The sequence below is a fragment of the Gordonia asplenii genome, assembly GCF_012933505.1.
Classification (GTDB): domain Bacteria; phylum Actinomycetota; class Actinomycetes; order Mycobacteriales; family Mycobacteriaceae; genus Gordonia; species Gordonia asplenii.
Genome location: NZ_JABBNB010000008.1, coordinates 17,181 through 41,464 on the forward strand (window position 1 = coordinate 17,181; position 24,284 = coordinate 41,464).

A 24,284-nucleotide genomic window follows, 5' to 3' on the forward strand; every position below is an offset into this window, starting at 1 on the left:
GTTCATCGTGTCGAGGTGTCATAGTACGTGCACCGATAAATATAGCGTCTACTATATTAACTGCCTGGAGGTCTCGATGTCTGACTGGAACTACGTACGCACCGAGGTCGCCGACGGTGTCGGCACCTTGCATATGGATCGCCACGACAAGCGCAACGCGCTCTCGACGGACGTCTGCGCGGAGATGGCAGAGGTGCTCAAGGCGTGGCGCGAAGATGCGCAGGTGGTCGTCGTGGTGATCGCTGGTACCGAGGAATTCTTTTCTGCCGGAATGGATTTGCAGCAGTTCTTGGACCACGAGCCGCAGCGGTACTACCACGAGATGGGGCGTTACCACATCCTCTATCGCACACTGGCGGACTACCCGAAGCCGACGATTGCGGCTGTCGCGGGTCCGGCGTTTGCCGGTGGCTGCGATGTGCTCACGCACTGTGACTTCCGAGTGGTCGCGCAGAACGTGAAAATCGGTATGCCGCAACCCAAGTACGGTATTCATTCGCACTTCTCACCGCTCTGGCGCCTGGTTGGCGTCAACCGCGCAAAACTGATGTTCTTCACCGGCGACCACGTCGATGCTGACGAGGCCTGGCGAATCGGATTGGCGGACAAGGTTGTTGAGACCGGAACGGTGATTGCCGAGGCCACCGCGCTGGCGCGCCGAATGGCCGTGTTGGGACTTGAGACGCAACTGCGACTGAAGGAGGTCGCACTTCGAGCGCCCAACATGGATCCGTTGTCGGCATGCGACTACGAGACCGCAGCCTATCGTGACGTCTGTGCCGATGTGAATGCCCGCCAACGTGTACAGGAAGGGCTGGGTGAGCTGCGCGCCAACCGAAGCCGCGCACTGTCCGGAAAGCTCTGAGTCATGTTCGTGCCAGACCTCCTGTCTCGTGGCGTCACGCAGGCGCTGGCGCGTGCCTGCGTCACGCTCGACGGCACCACGTTGACGTTTGCCGACGTCGATGATCGTGCGAGCCGACTAGCCCAGACGCTGATTGAGGTCGGTGTCACGCGCGGCGACCGCGTCATGCTCATCGCCAAGAATGAACTGGAGTTCCTAGAGATCCAGGTCGCCTGCCAACGGGCTGGTGCGTCGCTGGTTGCGGTGAACTTCCGGTTGGCCCCCGCAGAGGTGGTGGCGATCGTATCCGATTGTGCGCCAGCAGTTCTCATCACAGGTCCGGGATTCGAGAAGCTCGGCGCCGGCATATCTGTCCGTATCCACTTCCAACTTGGGGTCGACGGTTCCTATGAAGAACGCTTGTCGCGGACTCGGCCCCTGTCTCGGGTGCATCTCGACGGCGACGCCATCGCGCAGATCGCCTACACCAGTGGCACCACCGGTGCGCCCAAGGGCGCGCAGATCACCAACGCCACGTTGTTTGGCCGAATCGCCAGTCTGACAACGGGTCTCGATATCGACGTCGACGATGTCTTTCTGCAAACCCTGCCGCTGTTTCATCTCGCCTCGCTGGTCTCCTTCGCCTACACGATCAGCGCCTGCCCGGTTGTCATCGTCCGTGATTTCGACCCGGCCGACACACTATGGACGATCAGCATGGAGAAGGTGACCCGGGCGATCATGGTGCCGACCATCATCTCCGCGCTTGTGGAGGCACGGGGGTCCTACGACGGTGATCTGGGGTCATTGCGGACCGTGTACTACGGCGCTTCGCCGATCGCTCCGGTGGTGTTGGACCAAGCCTTGTCCACCTTCGAGTGCGAGATGGCCCAGTTCTACGGGATGACCGAAGCGGGCATCGCAACGTTGCTTGGCCCCGCCGATCACACATTGGGTGACGAGAGTCGGCTCCGAGCAGCGGGGCAGCCGTTGCCGTTCTACGAGTTGATGATTCGACGACCCGATGGACAACCCGCAGCGGTCGGCGAAGTCGGGGAGATCGCAATTTCCGGACCGGGACTGATGCATAGTTATCGGGGCAATCCCGATGCGACAGCGGCGGCGCTGGTCGACGGTTACCTGCTCACCGGCGACGCCGGATACGTCGACGACGAGGGCTATCTGTTCGTCAGTGACCGCGTTAAAGACATGATCATCACCGGCGGCGAGAACGTCTTTTGCCGTGAAGTGGAGGCGGCGCTTTTAGCGCATCCCGACGTCGCCGACGCCGCAGTGATCGGGCTTGCCGATGAACGGTGGGGGCAGCGGGTTCATGCTCTGATCGTTGAAACCAGCGCGATCGACGATGGCGCGCTTGATGAATGGTGCCGCCAGCGGATTGCTGGCTACAAATGCCCTCGTAGCTTCGAGCGCGTCGAGGAACTGCCCCGCAACGCCGTCGGAAAAATCCTCAAGCACGTGTTGCGGGCAGACCGGGAGGCGGGGTCGCTTGGCTGACGATGTTGAACTCCGCGACTTGCGAAATGCATTGCGCGGCTATCTGAGTCGGATCGCCTCCGACGCCGATGTCGCCCGGTGGGACCGTGCCGAGCGCTTCCCAGACGAGGTGCTCGGTGGACTCGCTGCCCTAGGGGTCACCGGCCTGACGTTCGACGAACGCTACGGCGGGGTGGGGCCCGACTATCGAGCGCTGTGCGTTGTCGTCGAAGAGCTCGCGCGTGTCAGTGGAGCTCTCGCGTGGGTGTACCTCACAACGGTGTCCGTGGCCGGTCGCGCGGTGGCGCGGTATGGCAGTGCCGATCTGCGGGCGCGGATTCTCCCGCAGATCGCGGCAGGTGATCTGCGGGTGTCGGTAGCACTCACCGAACCCGAGGCAGGGTCCGATCTTGGTGCGTTGCGTACGACCGGTGCACTGGACTCCGACAGCGTGGTGATCAACGGGCAGAAGGTGTTCACTACCGGTGCAGACACTGCTGGCCGGATTCTGACCTTGGTCCGGACATCGGCACAGGCGCGGTTTCGTGGCGCGCTGACGTTCGTCCTAGTCCCTGCCGACGCCGACGGGATCGAGGTGCGGCCGTTGGACAAGATGGCCGGGCAGGCGGCACACACGTGTGAGGTGTTCTACACCGATGTGCGCGTGCCGCGAACGGAGATCGTCGGTGACGTGGGCGGCGCACTCGATATTCTCTTTGCCGCGCTGGACAGTGAGCGGGTGTGCACTGGGGCAATGGGATTGGGTATCGCACAAGGCGCATTGGACAAAGCGCGTGCGTATGCGTGTGAGCGCAAGCAGTTCGGCAAGGCCATCGTCGAGCACCAGGCGATCGCGCACCTCCTTGCTGACATGGTGATCAGCGTCGACTCGGCTCGACTGCTGATCGAGCGTGCCGCCGACAAATTGCAGAGTGGAGCGCCGTGTGGCCACGAATCGGCCGTTGCCAAGATCGCCGGCTCGGAAGCAGGAACGTCGTGCGCCAACGGTGGGATGCAGATTCTCGGCGGCTATTCCTACATGACGGAGTACGGGATGGAACGCTATTGGCGCGAGTCCAAGCTGTACGAGATCGCTGCGGGCACGAATCAGATCCTCCGCGATTCCATCGCGAAATCGCTTGTTGGGCAGTCGGTGCGATACCGCCACTGCAACTAGATGATCGGACGGAAACAAATGGCACAATCGCGACGGGGCGCCTTGCCGGTCGACCTCGAGGCCTTCTGCGATGAATGGTTCCGTGCGCTGAAGGCGCGCGACACCCAAGCGGTGGTCAACCTGACCACTCCGGACATCGTATGGGATGACACCGTGTTCTGGCCGAAAGTTGTTCACGGCCACGAAGAACTCACCTGCTACCTCGACGTCGTGTGGAGCACGACGCCCGACTACGACGTCGAGGAGCTCGATCGTTACTTCAAACCAGACGGCACCGGAGCAGTCGTGTTGTGGTGTCAAACAGGAAGTGCCCCAGCCCATCTGGCTACGGGTAAGCGCTTCGCATTCGAAGGGTGCGATGTACTTCGCGCCTTCAGTGATGGCAAGTTGAGTCACTACCAGGCGGGCTACGAGATCGTCGAGATGTGTCGTCAACTCGGCCTCATTCCGCCACGGGGCAACCGACTCGGTGCGGCATATCTGATGTCGCTAAGGAGCCAGCCGTAGCGGTGTTCAGCCTTTTCCTGCTCCCGAACCCCATCGGTCGGGGTTAGGGAACTGCAGCGCCTCGACGATCGGAAGGTTGTCGAAATCTACTTGCTGCCAACCGCTTTCACGTGACCACGTCGCCGTCGCCCGCGGATGGGACCACACCGACAGATCGGTTCCGTCGAACGACAGGCACTGGCCGTGGACGTCGATCGACGCCCGCGCGAGATGGACCACGACGGGCGCCACCGATTCCGGTGACGGGAACTGCTGCGAGTGTGTTACACCGCCGTCGGCGTCGAAGATCCCAGTCATGTCGGTGGCAGCGACCGGTGCAAGGCAGTTCACGGCGATGCCGTGCCGGTGCAGCTCCGCGTCCATCACCCGGGTCAACCCGACGATGCCGGCCTTCGCCGCGGCATAGTTGGCCTGGCCGAACATCCCGAACAGGCCGGAACCGGAGGTGATGTTGAGGATTCGCCCACCGGTACCTGCTGTTCGCATTGCTTGTGCCGCAGCCGAACTGCACGAGAAGGTGCCGCGCAGATGCACTGCGACAACCTCGTCGAACTCGGCTGCGGTCATCTTGGCGAAGGAACGATCGCGAGTGATCCCAGCGTTGTTCACCAGCATATCGACCCGCCCGAACGTGCTCACGCATCCTTCGATGAGTTCTCGGCAGAAGCCGTGATCGGCGACGGAGCCGGCGAAACCCGTTGCGGTGGCACCGGTTTGTCGAATCTCGGCGACGACGAGGTCGGTAGATTCTTGGCTCGTGCCATTGACGACAACGGCCGCGCCCGCCGCGGCGAGAGCCTGGACGAAGGCCCGACCGAGGCCGCGCGTGGAACCGGTGACGACCACGGCCGAGCCCGCCAGCGGTCCAGGCGCGGCCCCAGTCATGAGCGACCGCGCAACGACATCAGGTACGCGCCGCCGAGCTTGTTTCCGCGCTCAGGTAGCGCGCCGAGCTGAATCAGCATGTCGGAAATGTCGTACGCCGCTTTGTAATTGAGCAGTTTGGCGTCGGCGAAGGCCAGAAATATGTCACAGCCGTGCGAATCGTAAGCCGCTTCCGGATTCAGCTTGGCTGGGCCGTGCCCGTACTGACGGAACAACACGATGCCCCGGCTGTGGTCGGCCGACGAGAACCGTTCGATCTCGTCGAACGCGACATCGGGCATCGCTTCCCAGATCTTGTCGACATAGGCGGGCATGCCGTCGATGCCGTGGATAACATCGGGCCAGAATACCCGGTCATCCCAGGTGATATCGGGGTGCAGCAGGTTCAAGACCTGCTCGGTGGAGTGTGAGTTCCACGCCTGGAGCCATCGGGTAGAGAAGTCGTCAAGGAATTCCATGGTGGGCTACTTGCTGATTCGCTTGTAGGCGGCGCCAATACGGTCAACCACGTCGGAGTGCCAGATCACCTCGCGGTAGGCCAGAGTCTCGTAGGTAAGAGCGCTGATCGGATCCATCGCCGGCGAGCGGCGGGCCATTTCCTTGTTGTTGATCGCCGACGCCGTGGTGGTTTCGGCGATGGAACGAGCGAGCGTGGTCGCGGCCTCAACGACGGTGCCCGCCGGAACGAGACGATCGAGCAGCCCGATACGCGCTGCCTCAGCGGCGTCGATCTTGTCGCCGGAGAACGTGAGCAGCTTGGCCTGGCTTAGGCCGACAATCTTCCAGAGCGGTGAGAAGTAGGGGGTCAGGCCCATCTTGATCTGGGGGAATCCCATGATCGCGTTGTCGGCGCCGATCCGGATGTCACAGAACACCGCGATGTCGCAGCCGCCACCCAACGCGGGGCCGCCGACCGCGGCGATCGTGGGCTTGGGGTAGTCGAGGATCGCTCCATAGGCGCGCAGACACGCGTTGGAGTAGGCATCGCGACGCTCCTGGTTGGTGAACATCGACTGCAGCTTCAAATCCAAACCGGCACAGAAGATTTCCTCACCACCGGTGATGACGACGCACGCGACATCGTCGTTGGTCGCCCAGTCGTCGAGGCAATCGCTCAGGTCGGCGAACAACTCCAGGCTCAGCGCATTGCGCCGCTCGTAGCGACTGAAGGTAATCGTGCCGACGCCGTCGGCGATGGCGGTGGTGATTTCGGTATAGGTGTTCGACATGGTGTCGGGTCCTTTCGATGAAGCGAGGTTGGTAGTAGACAGGATTGGGCCGCAACGGTTTACGGCCAGTATTGGGATCGCAAACGGTTCTTCTGGAGCTTTCCGGTCGGGGTACGAGGTAACTCTTCGACGAAGTCAACGTTCTTGGGGGCCTTGTAGTGCGCCACTCGATCCCGTGCATAGGCGATCAACTCATCGGCGGTAGCGGTGTCGGCTACGGTGCCGGGTTCAACCACCACAACGGCCTTCACCTGTTCACCCATCTCCTCGTCGGGCACCCCGATGACGGCGACGTCGAACACTTTCGGGTGCAGCGCGAGAGCGTCTTCGATCTCCTGCGGGTAGATGTTCACTCCGCCGGAGATGATCATGAAGGTCTTGCGGTCAGTGAGGAAGAGATAGCCGTCCTCATCGAGGTAGCCCACATCACCGACCGCGGTCCAGGTGGGGTGAGCAGGATGTTGTGCTGCCGCAGTCTTTTCCGGCGCTCGGTGATACTCGAACGGCAGGACGTCGCGCTCGAAGTAGATGGTGCCGACGTCGCGTGCGGGCAACTCGGTGCCGGCGTCGTCGCAGATGTGGGCGACGCCCATCACGCTTCTGCCGACCGAGCCGGGCCGCTCCAGCCATTCCGGCGTGCTGATGAACGTGAAACCGTTCGCTTCGGTGGCGCTGTAGTACTCGAACAGGATGGGGCCCACCCAGTCGATCATCGCCCGCTTGACGTCGATCGGACACGGTGCAGCAGCATGGACGAGGACCCGCAGACTGGAGATGTCGAATCGCTTGCGCACGGGCTCAGGGAGTTTGAGCAGCCGCACGAACATCGTGGGCACCATTTGGGTGGCAGTGATCCGGTACTTCTCAATGAAGCCGAGTGCTTGCTCGGCGTCGAAGCCGGGTGCGATGACGACCGTGGCACCAATGGCGAGGAGTCCGGCGGACCACCCGAGTGGGGCTGCATGATAGATCGGGGCGGTGGTCAAATACACGTCGTCGCTGCTCAAGTTGAAGAACTTGTCGAGGAGGACGTAAAGCGGCTCGCCGGGTTCGTCGACCTGCCGGTCGGGCAGCGGTGGTTTGATGCCCTTCGGAAATCCGGTGGTCCCAGACGAATACAGCATCATCGCGCCGCACGGCTGGTCGGTCAGTGCATCGCCTTCGGTGGTGATGGCTTCTTCGTAGGAGCCAAACCCGTCGACCTGGCCGCCGAACGCGAGGCGCAGTTCCAGATTCTTCGAACGCTCACTGGCCGTTGCAGCCAGGTCCGCGAGGTCCGCGGCCACAATGAAGGCGCGCGCCTCACTGTCGTCGACGATATAGGCGATCTCCTCGGAGCGCAGGTGCCGATTGACGGCGGTGACGTAGAGGCCGACGCGGCGGGTGGCCCAGTAAACAACCAGTGCCTCAAGGGTATTGGTGGTGAGTAGGGCAACCGAGTCGCCCCGGCCCAGGCCGGCGTTGCGGAAGGCGCGAGCCAGTGCCGCCGATGAGTCGTCGAGCTCGCGGTAGGTGATCAACCGGCCCGAATCGGCGATGACGACGGCGATCTTGTTGGGGTGCTGTTGGGCGGTGATTCCTGGATACATGGCAGAGTTTCCTGTCTTGCAAGGGAATGGACGGAGCGTCAGGTGACCGGGAGGCGAAGGGTCGCAGTGGCTTTCGTTCCGACTCGACCGTCGGCGGCGTAGAGCTGGGCGTCGTAGGTGGCGAACTGCCTACCGCGCCGAGTGGCCGTGACGCCGACGGTGAGTTCCGTGTCGTCGGCGGGCAACGGGCGAAGGTACTCGACACTGCAGTTGCCGAAGGCGACGGGTGCGCCGGTGTCGACGACGGCAAGATTCTCGATGGCGGCGAACAACGCTGCCGCCTGCACGCCGCCGTGCACCACACCGGAGGGATTTGCCGTCCACTCCCTGATCGGCCATGTCACGGTGGTCCGCGTCATATCGGGGACAAACTCAAGCAACTCGGTCAACGACGTCGAATCCGTATGGGGTTCAGTAGGTATGAAAGGCATTGGCAGCGCGGCGTCGATAGAGACGAACATCCCCATGCCGGTTGCGAGCAACACGCCATCGTCACCGCGCAGCTCGCAGGTGCCCATGGTGAGGTTGTCGTCGGCGAAACTATGCCGGGTGAGTCCGCGAATGTGGGTTGCGGTGGCGAACGCGGCCGCGTTGACGTTGAGATCCATCCGCAGGGTCACGCAACTGTGCGGTGATCCTGGCCGAAGTGCTCCCCGCGCGAGCAACAGATCGACGAGTGTCATCAGCCACCCGGGATTGCCGCTGCCAGAAGGCTTTACGCAGTCCGCTGCCGTATGGTTCTCGCTCGCCCCGAGCAATCGGACGCCAAAGACGGCGTCTGGTTTTCCAGTCGGACCGATCGGATCGACCGGTCGAGCAATTGCCGACGCGAAGTCGCGGTCGAAGGTCGAGCCGTCCGGATCAGTCGGTGCCACAGGGGAGTTCATGGATCAGTTGTCCAGACGCGCGGCGAGTTCGGTAGCCAGGTCGTTGAGATCGACCAACCGGAACTTCTGGATCTTGCCCGACGCCGTGGTCGGAATTGACGCCACCACATGCCACTGCACCGGAAGCTTCGCGCGGGCGAGTTTCATCGCGTCCAGGTGAGCAAGGAACTTCTGCGCACCGTCCCACTCGATTCCGTCGTGCAGGCTGATCCAGGCGCCGACCGCTTCGCCGAACCTGTCGTCGGGCACCGCGGTGACCGCGGCTTGAGCGATGTCGGGGTGCGAGAGCAGCGCGGATTCGATGTCTTGAGTGGAGAACTTCTCACCGCCGCGATTGACGATGTCCTTGGATCGACCGGTCATGCGGACCCATCCGTCGATGACCTGTCCGACGTCGCCGGGATAGAACCAACCGTCGCTGTCGATCTGCGCGGCGGTCACCACCTTGTCGGTGTAGCCGTCGAACAGCTGTGGGCCGCGGATGCGTAGTTCGCCGATCTGGCCAGCGGGCAGACGCTGGCGCAGATCGTCGACGGACTCGATTTCCATGCCGTCGAGAATGCGACCATCCCACTCCGCACGTTGCTCGATGAGGTCGGATCGTCTTGCCGCAGTGCAGATTCCGGCGGTCTCGGTCATTCCGTAGCACCGGGTGGCCTGAATGCCGACGGCCTGAGCGTCATGGATGAGCGAGGGCGGGATGGTGGCGCCAGCCGCCATGTAGTCGGTGAGTCGATGGGTGGGGCCGGCGCCGCGCTGATACCGGTCGACCAGATCCTGTAGGAACAGAGTGGCGCCCATCATCAGCGTAACGCCCTCGCGCTCGATGACTTCGACGGCCGCATCGGCATTCCACCCGGGCATGATCACCGAGCGGGCACCGAGGTAGGCCGGGAAGATAACGCCGGCGATGAAGCCGCCGAGATGTGACAGGGGGGTGGCTGCAGCCAGCACCGTCGACTCATCGAGTTCGCCGACATCGGCGAAGTTGCGCAGGTGTGCGATCAGTGCCCGCGAGCTCAGCAGTGCCCCCTTAGGAGCCGAGGTGGTTCCCGACGTATAGAGAATGAGCGCTGGCTGATCGGCGGCAAGTGGTTCGGGCAGAGGGACATTCGTCGGAGGGGGCGCGTCGACGCCGGGGACTGTGGCCCAGCCGTCGTGGTTGCCGTCGATGGCGAACTTCAATCGAGGGGTGTGGTTGTGCTCGGCCAGCGCCCCATCGATCTCGGCCGTCGGGGTGCGCGACCCGAGCGTCGCCGCGGCAGCGACCACCGAGGGGCGGCTGTCGGCGATGATCTGTGCGGTTTCGTGTTCACGGTAGATGGGGACCACGGGTACGTTCACCGCGCCGATGCGAAATGCCGCAACCTGAAGTACCAGTGCCTCAAGGCAATTGGGTAGCTGCACCAAGATGCGATCGCCCTGACCGACGCCCGCGGCGACCATGGTCGCCGCGACCGACTCGGTCCAGGCAGCGAATTGACCGTAGGTGAGTCGTTGGCCGCCGAAGGAGAAGAGTTCGCGGTCGGGGTACTTGGCTGCCTGATTGGTGACTAGGTCGCCGATGCGTTCGTCTGTCCACAGGCCCTGCTCGACGTAGGTCTGGGCGCGGCTGGCGGTAAGCGGCATGGTCTCTCCAACCATCGGTGTGTCAGGTGCAACAAACACTACATCATGTTCGGAAAGTTCTGGCAATAAATTCGTACGCGATGTATTCTTTGTTGCATGCCCGACGATGGTCGAGCACTGCCGCGCTCGGGCGGACACAATCGTTGACTACCAAAGGAATTCGCATGGCGACTTTCAAGTACCTCCTCGCCTCTGTCGAAGACGGCGTCGGCATCATGCAGCTGAATCATCCGGAAAAGCGGAACGCGCTGGGGTGGGAACTGCACCGAGAAATCATCGCGGCGCTCGACGCCTGGGCCTACGACGATGAGGTTGCGGCGGTGTTGATCATCGGAAATGAGGACTACTTCTGTGCGGGTTGGGCGCTGGACGTCCTGCAGGACACCAAAGATTCCGATCGCACCAAGTTCACCGATCTGGCATTGCAACTCATGGTCGCCATCTACGACTACCGCAAGCCGACAGTTGCTGCGGTCGCTGGCGTCGCGCCCGGCTATGGCATGGACGTGGCCAACATGTGTGACATCACCATCGCCACCAAGACTGCATCCTTCGGTTCGACGCAGGTCAAGTACGCGATGAATGGCTTCTACCACGGCATGCTGGGCAAGATGAACACGCAACGTGCGCGGCGGATGTTGTTCACCGGCGACCCGATCTCGGCCGAGGAGGGTCTGCGGGTCGGCTTGGTCGACGAACTCGTCGAGGTAGGCGCCCTGCGGGAGAACGCGCTGCGGCTCGCGAAGCAGATCGCCGAGAATGGGGCTGAGCTCAGCACCGTTCTCAAGGAGGTCGCATTGCGCGCGCAGAATATGGATCACGTGGGCGCCACCGCCTATGAGCTGCGCGTCACCCACGACCTGGTGCAGCGTGGTCTGTTCGCCGAGCGGATCGCCAGCGGTCTGGAGAAGCTGAAGTCGGGCCGCAGTCGGGCCACCGAGCGGGCCGCGCTGTAGGCGCCTCCCGCGAACAAGTTCGACCTGGCAGGACAGATGCGACTTCGTTTGGAGTCGAATGTGTCCTATCAGGTCGAATTTGATGATGCGAAACATGTTGGAGCGGTGAGGAATTCGAGTCGGTAGGTCCGTACGCTACCTCGTGCCGCTCGCGTAGGCTTGGCAAGCAAGTGCGTCGGCGGAGTTGGCGTAGTTCCACAGTTGCGAGGCCGACGTCGGTGCCGATTGCCGTGGACGTGATCGCAGTAGGGACCGCGCCGTCGGCGGTCACCGGGCGCAAGTAGCGGATCGTCAGGTGCTTCGGCGTGGACACGCCAGCGTGCGCCGCAGCAGATAGCGCCAGATGCCCGAGAACTGCTCCGTGGAAGATTTCCCACGGGTTGCGAGTAGGCTCACTGAAGCCCAATGTGACTGAGCCGGTGGAAGATTCGATCTGCACGGCATCGTCGAAGAGAGTGCAGGCGTGCAGACGAACGCTCATGTCACTGGTCAGAGTCCACCGCTGGCAAACCACCTCGACGGATCCGTCGTGCCGCCGCGTGACAGCTAACCCGAGGTACCCCGCGATCTGATCGGGGGAGCGTCGAGCATCGGTGTCGCGGTCACAATCCCATCGATCGGCCGATGATTTCCTTCATGATCTCGGTGGTGCCACCGTAGATCGTTTGGATACGGGCGTCCACGAAAGCCCTGCTCACCGGATACTCGCGCATGTAGCCGTATCCGCCGTGCAACTGCAGGCAGCGGTCTGCGGTGCGTAGCTGCAGTTCGGTGGTCCACCACTTTGCCTTTGCGGCCTGAACCGAGGAAAGCTCTTTGCGCACAAGTAGATCCACGCAGTGATCCACGAACACGCGTGCGATGCTGATCTCTGTCTCCAATTCGGCGAGCACGAATCGGCTGTTCTGGAACGACCCGATCGGCTGGCCAAATGCCTTGCGTTCCTTGACGTAGTCCATGGTCCGCGCCAGAGTTCCCTCCGCGGCCCCGACGGCTGAGACGGCGAGTGACAACCGCTCCTGGGGGAGGTTGCGCATCAATTGGAGAAAGCCTTCGCCTTCGGTGCCGAGGCGATTGGCGACGGGCACTCGCACGTCGGTGAAACTCAGTTCGCTGGTGTCTTGGCCGTGCAAACCGAGCTTGTCGAGGTTGCGTCCCTTCTCGAATCCCGTTGTCCCCGTTTCGACGACGATCAAGGTCAGCCCCTTGTGTCGATCGTCGGAGGTGCGTGCGGCGACGATGACCAGGTCGCAGTTCTGTCCGTTCGAGATGAACGTCTTTGCGCCGTTGATGACGTACTCGTCGCCGTCGCGCACCGCGCCGGTCGCGATGCCAGACAAGTCGCTGCCGGTGCCGGGTTCGGTCATGGCGATGGCGCCGATGAGTTCGCCCGAGGTGAGGCCGGGCAGCCAGCGTGCCTTCTGCTCGTCGTTGGTCAGACCGAGTAGGTAGGGTCCGACGACGTCGTTCTGCAGCGCGAGTCCAAGGCCGGCCGATCCCAGCCCGGCCCTGGAGAACTCATCGTTGACGATCGCATTGAATCGGAAGTCGTCGATGCCCGCGCCGCCGAACTCCTCGGGTGTGGCGAAGAGCAGAAGGCCGGCTTCACCCGCCTGTGCGAAGAACTCGCGGTCGACGACCTTCGTGGCTTCCCATCGCTCGAAGTGCGGCACCACGTTGCGTTCGATGAATGTGCTGACGGTGTCTCGGAACTGGGCATGTTCTGGGCCATGGATGGTGCTGGCCCCCGCGGTACCTGTGAGCTGTGCGGTCATAATGTGTTCTCCTGCAATTGGTTTCGGCTGCCGTACTGACGAATGCAGCTGCCTGCCCGGCTCCTGAGATTTCAGGCTGGTGTTCTCGTCGGTGGCGTCGACGGAGGCCTTGACGGACGCGACGGCTACCCGGGAGAGTCCGCCGATCCGTTCGGCGTAAGTCACCACGGCGTCGTCGAGCGCGTCGGCGGCGACCGACTGCAGCGCCACGCCCAGTGCGGAGGCTTCGGCGCCGGTGATTGGACGCCCGGTCAGGATGAGGTCGAGAGCACGCTGATGCCCGACGAGTCGCGGTAGGTTCCAGGTTGCACCGAGGTCGGGCAACATCGTCAGGTTCTGTGCGTTGTGGCGATCGGGGCGGTTGAGTTCGACGTGTCGCCGCGCACCGGTGCCGGTGACGCTGATGGCGGTGTACTGCGCCGACATCGCATCCATGATGATTCTCCCGAAATTATTCGAACAAGATGTTCGGCTTCCTGATAACGTACATCGTGTTCGAGTTTTACGCCAGCGCGCTCCCGCGGCGCCGACGGTGTGTGCGTGGGGCGGCCCCAGCGCGAGCGATAGGATGGCGCGATGCCAACGCGACAGCGAGAACCGGCCCGCACGCCCGGACGGGAGCGCCAACGAGCTGCCACAATTCGTCGGGCCACCGAGGCCGCAGAGGCGCTGCTGGTGGAAGGTGTCCCGTTTGCGGACCTGAGCGTCGAGCAAGTGATTTCACGAGCCGGCATTGCTCGGTCGACGTTTTATGCGCACTTCGACGATCTGGGGCATCTGTTGCGCGCGCTCGGCGAAGGCGTCGTCGGCGATGTGGTCGACGCGGCGCGCCTGTGGATGGGTCTGGAAGACGGAGTGAGTCACGACAAACTGCGCGCCGCTGTGGAGCAGATCATCAAGACGTATCGAAAGCGGCAGCGACTATTGGCCGCGTTGGCAGAGGCGTCGACGTCGGATCCGGTTGTCCGCGAGGAATTCCACAGCATGTTCGCTGCCGGCCATGCCGAACTGGCCAAACACATCGAGCGCGGGCAGGCGGCCGGCTTTGTCCGACCCGACGTTGACCCCGAACCGACCGCCGGGTGGATCGTGTGGATGGTCGAACGGGGGCTTTACCAGCAGGTGCGGGTGGCCAAGCCCCGCATGGTCCAGCGAAACGTGGACGCGCTGACCGACATCATCTGGCAGACGCTGTATCGGTTGTGAGATCGCCTGTGGGTCGGATCTTCCCGTCACGTTTGACGAGTCGGATTGTGATCGCTCCGCGGGACGTCATCCGCCCAGGGCCATGTTCTGGTGGGTCGCACACGAAGGATTTGCGCTGTGACTACCGCTGTGGTTTGACTCCGGAGCTACCGGCCCACCTTGCGGTAGGCGCTCAATGGTCGATGTGGCGCTATCGATCTCAAGCGTGGACAGCGGCACCAAGCCGACGCCCATCGGGGCTGCGCCGACGCGCGGCGGGCGCGATGGTCCTGAACGCCCAGCGCCGGCCGGGCCTTTCAGTGAGCCAATCGCCCAGCATCGGACCGGCAACTGAGGACGCAGCCAATACCGCGCCCATCATGTCAGGTACTTGCCACGATCGCGGGCGGGCGCGACGTCGGCGATGGCGGACTTGACAAGATCATCAAATGCCGCCGAGGCCGTGTCGTCAGGCCTGGTAGCGCTGCACCTCGTCCTCGACGACCGAGAGTTCTCCTTCGCGTACCAGATGCTGCAGATGTGACCGGACTTCCAGGACTGCAGTCATCGCGTGCAGGGGGGCGAGGTCGCTGATGGTGCGTGCATGGCGGGTCCAACGCATCTGCTCGGCGACGGCGAACGCAGTCGTGTGGCCGGCGGCCACCAGATCGCGTATCTCCGAAAGACGTAGACGGTGATGCTCCAACAATTCCGCAGCGCGCGGCTGCGTCGCGAACGATGTCGACCCGTGTGCGGGCAGCATGAGGCCATCCGCAGCGTCGACGAACTTGCGCAGCGAAGCCAGATACGATGTCAGCGGCGAGTCTTCCGGGATGTGCTCGAACCCCAGCGAGGGGGTGATCCGTGGGAGAAGGTGATCGCCGGTGAACAGCAGCGGGGTGTCGACTAGCTCGTACACCGTGTGTCCGCGCGTGTGTCCGGGCGTCCAATGCGACCGCAAACGGTAAGCGCCGCAAGCAAATTCCTGGCGATCGGCGATCCACTGGTCGGGAGGGCCGAATGGCTGCTCGGTCTCGAAGTCTTCCAGTTCCAGGCGGTCGACGGCGTCGGCGAGTTCTGTTGCGCCGCATCGCCGTAGAAGGGCGGCTTGATGTGGATACGGACCGTGAGACATGTCGAACGCGTCGATCGTGTGATGCTCCTCGCGACCGAGATACACCGGAATGCCGTGCCGTTGTTGCCATTCCAGCGCGCGGGTGTAGTGATCCCAATGTGAATGAGTCACGAAAATCTGCTCGACGTCGGCCGGGGTGGCGTCCAATTCCGATAGGGCGCGTCGGATCGCGTGCTCGCTCGGCTCGTCATTCCATCCCGGGTCGATCAGAGTGATTCCGGACGGCCCGATGATTGCGAAACAATTGATCTCGCGGAGGTCTGGGAGGGGTAGCGGGAGAGGGATGTGTCGGACGTCATCGGCGAGGAGCTGGCTGTACTGCTGCGAAGCTGTTGTCACAACGGGGCCTTGCCTTTCCAATTTAAATTAATCTATATTTGATTCGAATCGTACCGAATGGAAGGGGCAGTCGTGACGGGTGTAGTGGATCGAGTCGTGATCGTAACCGGAGCAGGGGGAGGGCTCGGCCGCGAGTACGCTCTGTCGTTGGCGTCACACGGTGCCAAGGTTGTGGTCAATGACCTCGGTGGGGCACGCGATGGTTCCGGCGCGGGCTCGGCGATGGCCGATGGTGTCGTCGCCGAGATCAAGGAGACAGGCGGCGAGGCCGTCGCCAACTACGATTCGGTGGCCACTCCTCAAGGCGCTGCCGCGATGGTGCAGGCCGCGGTGGCAACCTTCGGTGCAGTGCACGGAGTCGTCAGCAACGCGGGCATTCTCCGTGACGCCTCGTTCGCCAAGATGTCCGACGAGCAGTGGGACGCCGTTGTCCAGGTGCACCTCTACGGCGGATACAACATGGCACGGGCGGCCTGGTCACACTTCCGCGAGCAGAAGTTCGGTCGGATCGTGTTTGTGACCTCGACGTCGGGACTGTACGGCAACTTCGGCCAGGCCAACTATGGTGCGGCAAAACTGGGTCTGGTGGGCCTGATGAACACCCTCGCGATCGAAGGTGCGAAGAGCGGTATCACCGCTAACGCCGTTGCGCCGCTGGCCGCGACTCGCATGACCGAAGACATCGCGCCCGCAGAATTCTTGGCGAAACTGCCGCCCGCGTTCGTGGCGCCGGTCATCACACACCTGGTCTCCGAGGAGTGCACCGATACCGCCAACGTGTTCGTCGTCGGCGGCGGGCAGGTACAGCGTGTGCAGCAATTCGCCAACGCGGGAGTCCAGTTTGCGCAGCCGCCCACGCCGCAGGAAGTGGCACAGAAGTGGTCGGAGATCACCGATATGTCGGTAGCCGTGCCGGGAAAGAATCCGCTGGGGTGATCGCGTCAGTGACGACCGGCGATCCTGCCACCTGTCGCAGCATGGTTGGCCGGTAACGGCGTCGAGGTACTCGGGCCAGTCGTGGTGGCGCGGGTGGGAATTGGGCAACCGAATATCACCTCGACGGTGTTCGATGAATCCGGCCGATCGTGGGTGCTTCGCGAACCGCCGGTCTGCGCTTCGCGAGGCACCCACGACATGGAGCCGACGTCGCACCACCATCGACCGCGACGCCGGGTCGGATCGGAGATCGACGGCGGTACGAGTAGAAACTTCAGTCATTTCTCGCGCGCGATTTCCCGGCCGATGATCTCTTTCATCACCTCGGTGGTGCCGCCGTAGATCGTCTGGATCCGGGTGTCGATGTACGCCTTGCCGACCGCGTACTCGCGCATGTACCCGTATCCGCCGTGCAACTGCAGGCAGCGGTCGATGACCCGTTTCTGCAGTTCGCTTATGTACCACTTGCCTTTTGCGGCGTCGACGGCGGTGAGAGTACCCGCGTTGTAGGCGAGCACACTGCGGTCCACATATGCTTCGGCGACATCGATCTCGGTCTCCAATTCGGCGAGCTCAAAGCGTGTCGTTTGAAAGTCCACCAATCGCTGCCCGAACATCGGCCGGTCCTTGCAATAGTCGACGGTGAGATCGAATATCGCGCGTGTGGTCGCGATCGCCTTGGCAGACAACCCAAGCCGTTCGCGCGGCAGATGACTCATCAGGTACCCCAAACCGCGACCCTCTTCGCCGAGCAGATTCGACGCCGGGACCCGCGCATCGGCGAAGAACAATTCTGCGGTGTCTTGGGCGGGCAGTCCGATCTTGTCGAGCTTGCGGCCGCGCTCGAATCCCGGAGTGTCTCGCTCGACGACGAACAGAGAAAATCCCCGCGAACCGCCCACCGGGTCGGTGCGCGCGGCCACCACCAGCACATCGGCCATGATGCCGCTGGAGATGAACGTCTTCTGCCCGTTGAGAATCCAGTGATCGCCGTCGCGGGTTGCGCTAGTGCGGATGCCCCGTAGATCGCTACCCGCACCGGGTTCGGTCATCGCCAGCGCGCCGATGATCTCGCCCGCCGCGAAGCCAGGCAGCCAACGCTGCTTCTGCGAGTCGTTGGTGAGATCGAGCAGATAATGCAGCACCAGGTCGTCCTGCAGGCTCAGCGTCAATCCGAACGACAGCGCGTTGATTCGAGCGATCTCCTCGCACACCACCATCCGATAGCGATAATCGGATTCGCCTGAGCCGCCGTACTGTTCAGGGATCTGCAGGGCGTACAACCCCGTTTTCGCGGCACGCGCGAACACCGATCGATCGATCCACTTATCGTCGTCCCACTGGTCGGCGAATGGAGCCACCTCCCTGTCCAGGAACTCGCGCACCGACTCCCGATAGAGCTCGTGGTCGGCGTCATACAGGTTGCGTTCCATCGGGTCACAGTCGCTCGATGATCGTGACGTTGGCCTGCCCGCCGCCCTCGCACATCGTTTGCAGACCATAGCGGCCGCCGGTGCGCTCCAACTCGTGCAGCAGGGATGTCATCAGTCGGGCGCCGGTCGCGCCGATCGGATGGCCGAGGGCGATCGCGCCACCGTTGATGTTGACCTTTGCCGGGTCGGCGCCGATTTCGGCAAGCCACGAAAGGACAACGGGGGCAAAGGCTTCGTTGATCTCCACGGCATCGATATCGTCGATGGTCATGCCGGCGCGCTTCAGTGCGTGTTGTGTCGCCGGGATGGGTGCCGCCAGCATCATGACCGGATCGGCGCCGCGCACCGAGATGTGGTGCACTCGCGCCCGGGGTGTGAAACCGTACCGGCTGACCGCTGCTTCGGACGCGACCAACAGAGCGGCGGCGCCGTCGGAGATCTGGCTGGCCACCCCGGCGGTCAGAACTCCGTCGGCGGTGAGGGTCTTGAGACCGGCCATCTTCTCCAACGTGGTGTCCGCGCGGGGACCCTCGTCGACCGACACACCCTCGAACTCGCTGATCTCCCGTTCGAAGCGGCCCTCGGCGATGGCCCGCAATGCGCGTTGGTGGCTGTCGTAGGCGAACTTCTCATTGTCTTCGCGGGACAGCTTCCATTGGGCGGCAATCATTTCCGCGCCGCGGAACTGGGAGATTTCCTCGTCGCCGTAGCGTGCATGCCACCCCTTCGAACCGGTCCAGGGGTTGGTGGATCCGAAGGGCTCACCCGCGCCGAATGCCGACAGGATGGGGAACTGGCTCATCTTCTGTACGCCGCCGGCGACGATCAGATCCGACGTTCCGCTCATCACCGCCTGCGCGGCGAAATGTACGGCCTGCTGGGACGATCCGCATTGCCGGTCGATCGTCACGCCGGGCACGTTCTCCGGCAGCCCGGCGGCCAGGGCGGCGGTCCGGGCGATGTCGCCGGCCTGGGCGCCGATGTTGTCCAGACAGCCCAGGATGACGTCGTCGATCTCGGCGGTGTCGAAGTGGTTGCGTCCGACGACAGTCTTGATGACATGTGCGGCCATGTCCGCGGGGTGTGACTCCGCGAAGCCGCCGCCTCGCTTGCCGACCGCGGTGCGCACGGCGTCGACGATATATGCCTCAGGCATGGGTGTTCCTTTCGATCTGGGATGGCTAGAATTTAACATAGAATCAAAAATATCAGTGTTGGGGCGGCGATCCGCGCAGCCCGGCGTCGATGATCGAGCAGGCGGTGCGCACGAGGTCCTCGATCGGCTGCCCCGGTGTCCACCACTCGGCGGCCCAGTTGAGTGCGCCGATCACCAGCATGCGTGCCAAGGACAGGTCAAGACCGCCATCGATGTGACCCGAGTCCCGCCCCTGAATCAGCAGTGCGCGCCACATGTCGTGATACGTGTCGCTCTCGGAGTGCATCTGGCTCCGGATCGGCTCGGGGACGTGGCCCGCATTGCGGCTGACCGCCTTCGCGAAGTCGGACAACTCGAGCTGAATCTGCAAGTGAGCGGTGACCGCGGCCCGCAACTGCGCCGGCCAGCCGTCCGGCGCGGCGGCCTCGATGGCGGCGGCGACGTGGTCGCGGACACGTTGCTGGCCGACGCGTAGGGTTGCCGCGACCAGGTCGTCTCGCGACTCGAAGTGGTAGTACACGGCGGGGCTTCGAACTCCGGCGAGGTCGGCGATGTCGTCGAGTCGCGTCTGTCCGTACCCGTTGGCGGCCAACACGGTTGCGGCGCTGCGCAGCAGTCGCTCACGGGTGTCCCGGGGGCGTCGTGCACCTTCCGTGCGGCCCTTGCCCGGAGTGCGCGTGGTGGTCGCGCTCATGGCATCGTGTACCCGCCGCTGACCGAGATCAGCTGGCCGGTGACCTGCCGCGCGGCGACGTCGGAACTCAGCCACAGCACCGCGTCGGCAACGTCGGAGGCGAGCGTCAGCCGTTGCAGCGGAGTGTCTTTGAGTAGGTAGTCGATCTGCTTGTCGTTGAACACCGCGTCGTCGCCGCCGGCCCAGAGACTCTGTTCGCCCACCGCGTCGGGGCTTTCCGGGATCACCAGTCCGGGGCAGACGATATTGGACCGGATGCCGTGCCTGCCGTGCTCGCGTGCGGTGGTGCGAGCCAGTGCTACCGCAGCAGCCTTGGTGGCGCCATACACCCCCTGCCGGATCTGCCCGAATGCCGCCTCGCTCGCGACGAAGACGATCGCGCCGCCGGTCGAGTCGTCGGCCCGCATGGCCGCGACCGCGGCCTGGGTCATCTCGATGGTCGCGAACAGGTTGATGTCCACGAGCTTGCGCCAACGCGCCCGATCGTGATCCTTGGCCAGGAACTCGCCGATGCTCCATCCGGCGTTGTTCACCAGCACGTCGACACCGCCCCACGCCTTGACCGCAACGTCGACCACCTCGGCGCCTGCGCCGTCGTCGGTGAGGTCGCGGGCGACGACGACGACCTCGGCGGCCCCGCGTTCGAGCGCCTCGCGTTCGGTTCGCTTGGCTTGCTCTTCATCGATGTCGCACAACAGGATTCGCGCTCGCTCCGCGGCAAAGGCGTGTACGATGCCGCGCCCGATGTTCGACGCTCCGCCGGTGATCAGCACCCGTGCGTTATCCAGTTCGAGGTTCATGGTCCTGCCTTCTCCGCCCGTTGACTTCGAATTTAATTTAATCTAGCTTCGATTCAGAAAGTAGTCTAGTGCTGGGAGTGATGAATGAGGACCTTCGCCGGAATCGAGGATTTCGCGAACGCGGCGGGTGAGCCCCTGGGAACCACCGACTGGGTAGAGGTGGACCAGGCGCGGATCAACACCTTCGCCGACGCGACCGGTGATCATCAATGGATCCATGTCGATCCCGACGCCGCGGCGAACGGGCCTTTCGGCGGAACCATCGCCCACGGGTTTCTGACGCTGTCGCTGCTGCCGGTGCTGTGGCACGAGCTCTACACCGTGGAGGGCATCACCATGGCCGTCAACTACGGCCTGGGCAAGGTGCGTTTCGTGTCGCCGGTTCTGGCCGGAGCCAAGGTGCGGGCGACGGCGCAGATCGTTGAGGTGACCCGTCTGGGCGGGGCCGTCCAGGGCACCCTGTCGACGACGATCGAGGTCGACGGCTCGGACAAACCGGCCGCCGTCGTCGAATCAATCGTCCGGTACGTGGCCTGATGACCCCGCTGCTCTCCGGCCGCCGTGCCGTCGTCACCGGCGCCGGTCAAGGGATCGGGCTGGCGATCGCAGCCGAACTCGCGCGGCACGGCGCTCGGGTGGCCCTCGCCGACCTCGACGCCGACCGTGCCATGCGGGCGGCCGCCGGCATCGACGGTGAGGCCGTCGGAATCGGTTGCGATGTCACGTCAGAGGCCGCCGTGCACGACGCGGCGACGTCGATCGCTCGACAATGGGACGGCTTCGACATCTGGGTCAACAACGCGGGAGTCACCCGAGATGCGTCCCTGCGCAAGATGACCTCCGCCGACTTCGACCTCGTCGTCGGCGTTCACCTGCGCGGCAGCTGGCTCGGCGTCCGAGAGGCGTCGGCGGTGATGCGGGGATCCGGCGGCTCGATCGTCAACATCTCGTCGATGTCGGGCAAGATCGGCAATCCCGGCCAGACCAACTACAGCGCGGCGAAGGCAGGGATCGTCGGTCTCACCAAAGCCGCTGCCAAAGAGCTTGCCCGCCATGGGGTTCGGGTCAACGCCGTGCAACCCGGGCTGATCAAGACCCCGATGACCGCGGCGATGAGTGCGGAGGCGTTCGCGGCGACCGAATCGACCATCCCGATGCGTCGCGCCGGCGAACCGGAAGAAGTTGCCGGAGTCGTGACCTTTCTCGCCTCGGATTTGTCGAGCTACGTGACCGGTGCGGTCATCGAAGTCGGTGGGGGGCGAGGCATGTGAGCGAGGTACTCAGCCACGTCGAAGCCGGGTGCGCCACTATCACGCTCAACCGCCCGGAGCAGATGAACGCGATCACCGTCGAACTCGGACGAGCCCTGCACGAAGCAATCGACGACTGTGCCGCACGCGCCGACGTCACCGTCATCGACATCCGAGGCGCGGGTGGAAACTTCTGCGCCGGAGGAGATTTCGCTGAGGTCGAACGGCTCCGCGCCGACGGCCCCAACGGCCTGCGCCCGTTGTTCGTCAATTTCGCGCAGGCCTGCCGCGCGATCGCGCGCTGCCCGGTGCCGGTGGTCGCAGTGGTGGAAGGCGTCGCGATGGCGGGTGGATTCGAACTGATGCAGGCCGCCGATATCACCCTCGTCGCCGACGACGCGCGCATCGCCGACAACCACATCCGCTTCGGGCAGGTGCCCGGCGGAGGCAGCACCCAACGCCTCGCGCGCCTGGTCGGCCGACAGCAGGCACTCGGCCTGCTGCTGTCCGGTGACCGACTGTCCGGCGTCGACGCTGAGCGACTCGGGCTCGCCTATGCGAGTTGGTCGCCGCAGGAGTTCGACGGCAAGGTCGAGGAGTTCCTGCAGACGCTGGCCGGGCGCCGACGCGACGCCGTCACCGGAATCAAATCTCTCGTCTACCAAGGACTTTCCTCGGATCTTGACGCCGGGCTCGATCTCGAGCTCGATGCCGTCGTCGACCACATCAGCGGCGCCGCTGGTGCGGCTGGCGTCACGACCTTCTCTCAGAGGTGACACGATGACCGAACAATCTCCCGTCCTGTGCGACATCGCCGACGGCATCGGCCGGATCCGGCTGAATCGGCCCGAGGCCGCGAACGGCCTCGACGTCGACCTGCTCAAAGAGCTCAACGAGGCGATCCTGCGGTGCCACGGCGCACCCGATGTCCGGGTGGTGGTTCTCACCGGCGCAGGGAAGAACTTCTGCGCGGGCGGGGATGTCAAGACGTTCGCTTCGAAAGGTGAAGCGCTGCCGGACTATCTTCGTGAGGCGACGGCATGGCTGCAGATCGCCACGGCGTCGTTGCTGCGGTTGAAGTCCCCGGTTATCACCGGGGTGCAGGGCTTCGCTGCCGGCGGCGGCGGACTCGGCCTCGTCTGTGCCTCTGATCTCGTCGTGGCCGGGCGGTCGGCGAGGTTCTTCTCCGGCGCGGTCCGCGTCGGCATGGCCCCCGACGGCGGTGCCACCGTCGCGCTGGCGCAACTCGTCGGGCTGCGCAAAGCGCTGGAGATCCTGCTCACCAACCCGACGCTCACCGCCGTCGACGCCCACGACATCGGCCTCATCACCGAAGTCGTCGACGACGACCTTCTGGCCACCCGCCTCGAGGAGTTGGCGCAGACGGTGGCGAGCCTTCCGCCACTGGCGGTTTCGGCGACGAAGCGGCTGGTCTGGGACGGAGTGGGATCATCGATCGAGGCGCGGCTGGGTGAGGAGGCCAGGGTGGTATCGGCGTTGTCCGGGACTGCGGATTCCCGCGAAGGGCTGGCCGCGGTTCTCGAACGCCGAGTCGGGAAGTTCGTCGGAGCATGAGTGCGGAAGAGTCCACGCCACCCGTCGTCGTCGACGACCACGGGCCGGTCCGGTTGATCACCCTCAACCGTCCGCACCGCCGCAACGCGATCGACATCCCGCTGCGCATCGAGCTGGCCGAACTCCTCGAGGCCGCAGCCGCCGACCGGCGGATCCGCGCGATCGTACTGACCGGTGCCGGCACCGTCTTCTGCGCCGGCGGCGACGTCTCCACCATGGCCCGCACCGCGCCGGAGAAGGCGAGGCCCCGCGCCGAAGCCGCGCAACGCGTCATCCGCGCTATCTGGGCCACCGGCAAGCCAGTGGTTGCGGCCGTCGAAGGAGCCGCATACGGAGCCGGCGCGTCGCTGGCGCTCGCGTGTGATCGGGTCGTCGCGGGAGAGCAGACCCGGATGTCGATGGCGTTCACCGGCGTCGGCCTGGCCGGCGACATGGGCATCTTCGCTTCGCTGCCCGCACGGGTCGGGCCGGCTCGGGCCAAGCAACTGCTACTGATGCCGCGGGTCGTAGACATGGTCGAGGCGCAGCGAATCGGCCTGGTCGACAGCGTCGTCGGCGAGGGGCAAGCGCTCGCCGAGGCATTGCGCGACGCCGCGATTCTCGCCGACGGCCCCGCGCAGGCCTTCGGCGTCATCAAGTCGATGCTGGCGCAGCCGCGAGGGACCGCAGCTGAGGTCCTCGATCTAGAAGTGGCGCACCAGGTTTCACTGTTCGACAGCGATGACTTCGCCGAAGGTGTCGCAGCCTTCAAGGCCAAGCGCCGTCCGCGGTTCGGATCATCGACGCTCTAACACGCTCACTCCAGT

24 protein-coding genes and 1 pseudogene are annotated in these 24,284 nt (G+C 64.0%); 12 read left to right on the plus strand and 13 right to left on the minus strand.

Annotation, left to right across the window (positions count from 1 at the left end; genetic code table 11):
• Positions 1–76 precede the first annotated feature (76 nt).
• Genes HH308_RS09350 through HH308_RS09365 form a run of 4 tightly spaced genes read left to right on the plus strand, consistent with a single transcriptional unit; the run spans position 77 to position 4,025 of the window.
• Positions 77–865 (plus strand): enoyl-CoA hydratase/isomerase family protein, encoded by a 789-nt coding sequence (locus tag HH308_RS09350; RefSeq protein WP_211188359.1) that lies wholly within the window; start codon positions 77–79, stop codon positions 863–865.
• Between the two features lie 3 nt (positions 866–868).
• Positions 869–2,362 (plus strand): class I adenylate-forming enzyme family protein, encoded by a 1,494-nt coding sequence (locus tag HH308_RS09355; RefSeq protein ID WP_170193933.1) that lies wholly within the window; start codon positions 869–871, stop codon positions 2,360–2,362.
• Positions 2,355–3,518, plus strand: a complete 1,164-nt coding sequence (locus HH308_RS09360; protein ID WP_170193934.1) for an acyl-CoA dehydrogenase family protein — start codon at positions 2,355–2,357, stop codon at positions 3,516–3,518. The genes HH308_RS09355 and HH308_RS09360 overlap by 8 nt, the downstream gene beginning before the upstream one ends.
• An 18-nt stretch (positions 3,519–3,536) precedes the next feature.
• Complete coding sequence (locus HH308_RS09365) at positions 3,537–4,025, plus strand: nuclear transport factor 2 family protein (protein WP_170193935.1); 489 nt, start codon at positions 3,537–3,539, stop codon at positions 4,023–4,025.
• A gap of 6 nt (positions 4,026–4,031) precedes the next feature.
• Here the strand turns inward: HH308_RS09365 and HH308_RS09370 are convergent, their stop codons facing one another.
• From HH308_RS09370 to HH308_RS09395, 6 genes are all read right to left on the minus strand, one after another.
• Entirely contained in the window at positions 4,032–4,910 is an 879-nt protein-coding gene (locus HH308_RS09370) for an SDR family NAD(P)-dependent oxidoreductase (protein ID WP_170193936.1), read from the minus strand.
• A complete protein-coding gene (locus HH308_RS09375) occupies positions 4,907–5,368 on the minus strand; it encodes a nuclear transport factor 2 family protein (RefSeq protein ID WP_170193937.1) in 462 nt (153 codons plus the stop codon). The genes HH308_RS09370 and HH308_RS09375 overlap by 4 nt, the downstream gene beginning before the upstream one ends.
• Before the next feature lie 6 nt (positions 5,369–5,374).
• Positions 5,375–6,139 carry an enoyl-CoA hydratase/isomerase family protein gene (locus tag HH308_RS09380; RefSeq protein ID WP_170193938.1) on the minus strand — a complete coding sequence of 255 codons (765 nt, stop codon included), beginning with the start codon at positions 6,137–6,139 and terminating at the stop codon, positions 5,375–5,377.
• A gap of 59 nt (positions 6,140–6,198) precedes the next feature.
• Positions 6,199–7,728: an acyl-CoA synthetase gene (locus HH308_RS09385; RefSeq protein WP_170193939.1), complete on the minus strand. Its 1,530-nt coding sequence runs from the start codon at positions 7,726–7,728 to the stop codon at positions 6,199–6,201.
• A gap of 38 nt (positions 7,729–7,766) precedes the next feature.
• Positions 7,767–8,411: a PaaI family thioesterase gene (locus tag HH308_RS09390; RefSeq protein ID WP_170193940.1), complete on the minus strand. Its 645-nt coding sequence runs from the start codon at positions 8,409–8,411 to the stop codon at positions 7,767–7,769.
• A 207-nt stretch (positions 8,412–8,618) separates the two neighbouring features.
• Complete coding sequence (locus HH308_RS09395) at positions 8,619–10,244, minus strand: class I adenylate-forming enzyme family protein (RefSeq protein WP_170193941.1); 1,626 nt, start codon at positions 10,242–10,244, stop codon at positions 8,619–8,621.
• A 164-nt stretch (positions 10,245–10,408) separates the two neighbouring features.
• Here HH308_RS09395 and HH308_RS09400 point away from each other — a divergent pair, with 164 nt between their 5' ends.
• Positions 10,409–11,200: an enoyl-CoA hydratase/isomerase family protein gene (locus tag HH308_RS09400; RefSeq protein ID WP_170193942.1), complete on the plus strand. Its 792-nt coding sequence runs from the start codon at positions 10,409–10,411 to the stop codon at positions 11,198–11,200.
• Between the two features lie 602 nt (positions 11,201–11,802).
• Here the strand turns inward: HH308_RS09400 and HH308_RS09405 are convergent.
• Both HH308_RS09405 and HH308_RS29735 read right to left on the minus strand, forming a co-directional pair.
• Positions 11,803–12,975, minus strand: coding sequence for an acyl-CoA dehydrogenase family protein (locus HH308_RS09405; RefSeq protein ID WP_246284482.1), 1,173 nt, complete (start codon positions 12,973–12,975; stop codon positions 11,803–11,805).
• Positions 12,976–13,014: 39 nt separating this feature from the next.
• Positions 13,015–13,410, minus strand: a pseudogene (locus HH308_RS29735) (enoyl-CoA hydratase/isomerase family protein); the annotation flags it as partial.
• 141 nt (positions 13,411–13,551) lie between these two features.
• Between HH308_RS29735 and HH308_RS09410 the strand changes: the two are divergent.
• On the plus strand, positions 13,552–14,181 hold the full coding sequence (locus HH308_RS09410; protein WP_170193944.1) for a TetR/AcrR family transcriptional regulator: 630 nt from the start codon (positions 13,552–13,554) through the stop codon (positions 14,179–14,181).
• Between the two features lie 448 nt (positions 14,182–14,629).
• On the opposite strand, the gene HH308_RS09415 is transcribed toward HH308_RS09410, so the two are convergent.
• Positions 14,630–15,634, minus strand: coding sequence for an MBL fold metallo-hydrolase (locus HH308_RS09415; RefSeq protein WP_170193945.1), 1,005 nt, complete (start codon positions 15,632–15,634; stop codon positions 14,630–14,632).
• Positions 15,635–15,706: 72 nt separating this feature from the next.
• On the opposite strand from HH308_RS09415, the gene HH308_RS09420 reads away from it, so the two are divergent.
• Positions 15,707–16,570 carry an SDR family NAD(P)-dependent oxidoreductase gene (locus HH308_RS09420; protein WP_170193946.1) on the plus strand — a complete coding sequence of 288 codons (864 nt, stop codon included), beginning with the start codon at positions 15,707–15,709 and terminating at the stop codon, positions 16,568–16,570.
• Positions 16,571–16,848: 278 nt separating this feature from the next.
• On the opposite strand, the gene HH308_RS09425 is transcribed toward HH308_RS09420, so the two are convergent.
• The 4 genes from HH308_RS09425 to HH308_RS09440 are packed head-to-tail and all read right to left on the minus strand — an operon-like array spanning position 16,849 to position 20,653.
• Complete coding sequence (locus tag HH308_RS09425) at positions 16,849–18,003, minus strand: acyl-CoA dehydrogenase family protein (protein WP_170193947.1); 1,155 nt, start codon at positions 18,001–18,003, stop codon at positions 16,849–16,851.
• 4 nt (positions 18,004–18,007) lie between these two features.
• Complete coding sequence (locus HH308_RS09430; RefSeq protein WP_170193948.1) at positions 18,008–19,159, minus strand: acetyl-CoA C-acetyltransferase; 1,152 nt, start codon at positions 19,157–19,159, stop codon at positions 18,008–18,010.
• Positions 19,160–19,211: 52 nt separating this feature from the next.
• Positions 19,212–19,853: a TetR/AcrR family transcriptional regulator gene (locus HH308_RS09435; protein WP_170193949.1), complete on the minus strand. Its 642-nt coding sequence runs from the start codon at positions 19,851–19,853 to the stop codon at positions 19,212–19,214.
• Positions 19,850–20,653, minus strand: a complete 804-nt coding sequence (locus HH308_RS09440) for an SDR family NAD(P)-dependent oxidoreductase (protein ID WP_170193950.1) — start codon at positions 20,651–20,653, stop codon at positions 19,850–19,852. The genes HH308_RS09435 and HH308_RS09440 overlap by 4 nt, the downstream gene beginning before the upstream one ends.
• Positions 20,654–20,737: 84 nt before the next feature.
• On the opposite strand from HH308_RS09440, the gene HH308_RS09445 reads away from it, so the two are divergent.
• Genes HH308_RS09445 through HH308_RS09465 form a run of 5 tightly spaced genes read left to right on the plus strand, consistent with a single transcriptional unit; the run spans position 20,738 to position 24,269 of the window.
• Positions 20,738–21,190 (plus strand): MaoC family dehydratase, encoded by a 453-nt coding sequence (locus tag HH308_RS09445; protein WP_170193951.1) that lies wholly within the window; start codon positions 20,738–20,740, stop codon positions 21,188–21,190.
• Complete coding sequence (gene fabG / locus HH308_RS09450; protein ID WP_170194111.1) at positions 21,187–21,924, plus strand: 3-oxoacyl-ACP reductase FabG; 738 nt, start codon at positions 21,187–21,189, stop codon at positions 21,922–21,924. The genes HH308_RS09445 and fabG overlap by 4 nt, the downstream gene beginning before the upstream one ends.
• On the plus strand, positions 21,921–22,679 hold the full coding sequence (locus HH308_RS09455; protein ID WP_170193952.1) for an enoyl-CoA hydratase/isomerase family protein: 759 nt from the start codon (positions 21,921–21,923) through the stop codon (positions 22,677–22,679). The genes fabG and HH308_RS09455 overlap by 4 nt, the downstream gene beginning before the upstream one ends.
• A 4-nt stretch (positions 22,680–22,683) precedes the next feature.
• Positions 22,684–23,478 carry an enoyl-CoA hydratase/isomerase family protein gene (locus HH308_RS09460; protein WP_170193953.1) on the plus strand — a complete coding sequence of 265 codons (795 nt, stop codon included), beginning with the start codon at positions 22,684–22,686 and terminating at the stop codon, positions 23,476–23,478.
• A complete protein-coding gene (locus tag HH308_RS09465; RefSeq protein WP_170193954.1) occupies positions 23,475–24,269 on the plus strand; it encodes an enoyl-CoA hydratase/isomerase family protein in 795 nt (264 codons plus the stop codon). The genes HH308_RS09460 and HH308_RS09465 overlap by 4 nt, the downstream gene beginning before the upstream one ends.
• Positions 24,270–24,284: the final 15 nt, after the last annotated feature.

Bases quoted from the DNA above. Each gene is read 5' to 3' on its own strand.
- HH308_RS09355 (WP_170193933.1), top strand. From the start codon at position 869: ATGTTCGTGCCAGACCTCCTGTCTCGTGGCGTCACGCAGGCGCTGGCG.
- HH308_RS09375 (WP_170193937.1), bottom strand. From the start codon at position 5,368: ATGGAATTCCTTGACGACTTCTCTACCCGATGGCTCCAGGCGTGGAAC.
- HH308_RS09435 (WP_170193949.1), bottom strand. From the start codon at position 19,853: ATGAGCGCGACCACCACGCGCACTCCGGGCAAGGGCCGCACGGAAGGT.
- HH308_RS09430 (WP_170193948.1), bottom strand. From the start codon at position 19,159: ATGCCTGAGGCATATATCGTCGACGCCGTGCGCACCGCGGTCGGCAAG.
- HH308_RS09390 (WP_170193940.1), bottom strand. From the start codon at position 8,411: ATGACACTCGTCGATCTGTTGCTCGCGCGGGGAGCACTTCGGCCAGGA.
- HH308_RS09445 (WP_170193951.1), top strand. From the start codon at position 20,738: ATGAGGACCTTCGCCGGAATCGAGGATTTCGCGAACGCGGCGGGTGAG.
- HH308_RS09370 (WP_170193936.1), bottom strand. From the start codon at position 4,910: ATGACTGGGGCCGCGCCTGGACCGCTGGCGGGCTCGGCCGTGGTCGTC.
- HH308_RS09350 (WP_211188359.1), top strand. From the start codon at position 77: ATGTCTGACTGGAACTACGTACGCACCGAGGTCGCCGACGGTGTCGGC.
- HH308_RS09365 (WP_170193935.1), top strand. From the start codon at position 3,537: ATGGCACAATCGCGACGGGGCGCCTTGCCGGTCGACCTCGAGGCCTTC.
- HH308_RS09385 (WP_170193939.1), bottom strand. From the start codon at position 7,728: ATGTATCCAGGAATCACCGCCCAACAGCACCCCAACAAGATCGCCGTC.
- HH308_RS09465 (WP_170193954.1), top strand. From the start codon at position 23,475: ATGAGTGCGGAAGAGTCCACGCCACCCGTCGTCGTCGACGACCACGGG.
- HH308_RS09400 (WP_170193942.1), top strand. From the start codon at position 10,409: ATGGCGACTTTCAAGTACCTCCTCGCCTCTGTCGAAGACGGCGTCGGC.
- HH308_RS09395 (WP_170193941.1), bottom strand. From the start codon at position 10,244: ATGCCGCTTACCGCCAGCCGCGCCCAGACCTACGTCGAGCAGGGCCTG.
- HH308_RS09410 (WP_170193944.1), top strand. From the start codon at position 13,552: ATGCCAACGCGACAGCGAGAACCGGCCCGCACGCCCGGACGGGAGCGC.
- HH308_RS09405 (WP_246284482.1), bottom strand. From the start codon at position 12,975: ATGACCGCACAGCTCACAGGTACCGCGGGGGCCAGCACCATCCATGGC.
- HH308_RS09380 (WP_170193938.1), bottom strand. From the start codon at position 6,139: ATGTCGAACACCTATACCGAAATCACCACCGCCATCGCCGACGGCGTC.
- HH308_RS09440 (WP_170193950.1), bottom strand. From the start codon at position 20,653: ATGAACCTCGAACTGGATAACGCACGGGTGCTGATCACCGGCGGAGCG.
- HH308_RS09460 (WP_170193953.1), top strand. From the start codon at position 22,684: ATGACCGAACAATCTCCCGTCCTGTGCGACATCGCCGACGGCATCGGC.
- HH308_RS09425 (WP_170193947.1), bottom strand. From the start codon at position 18,003: ATGGAACGCAACCTGTATGACGCCGACCACGAGCTCTATCGGGAGTCG.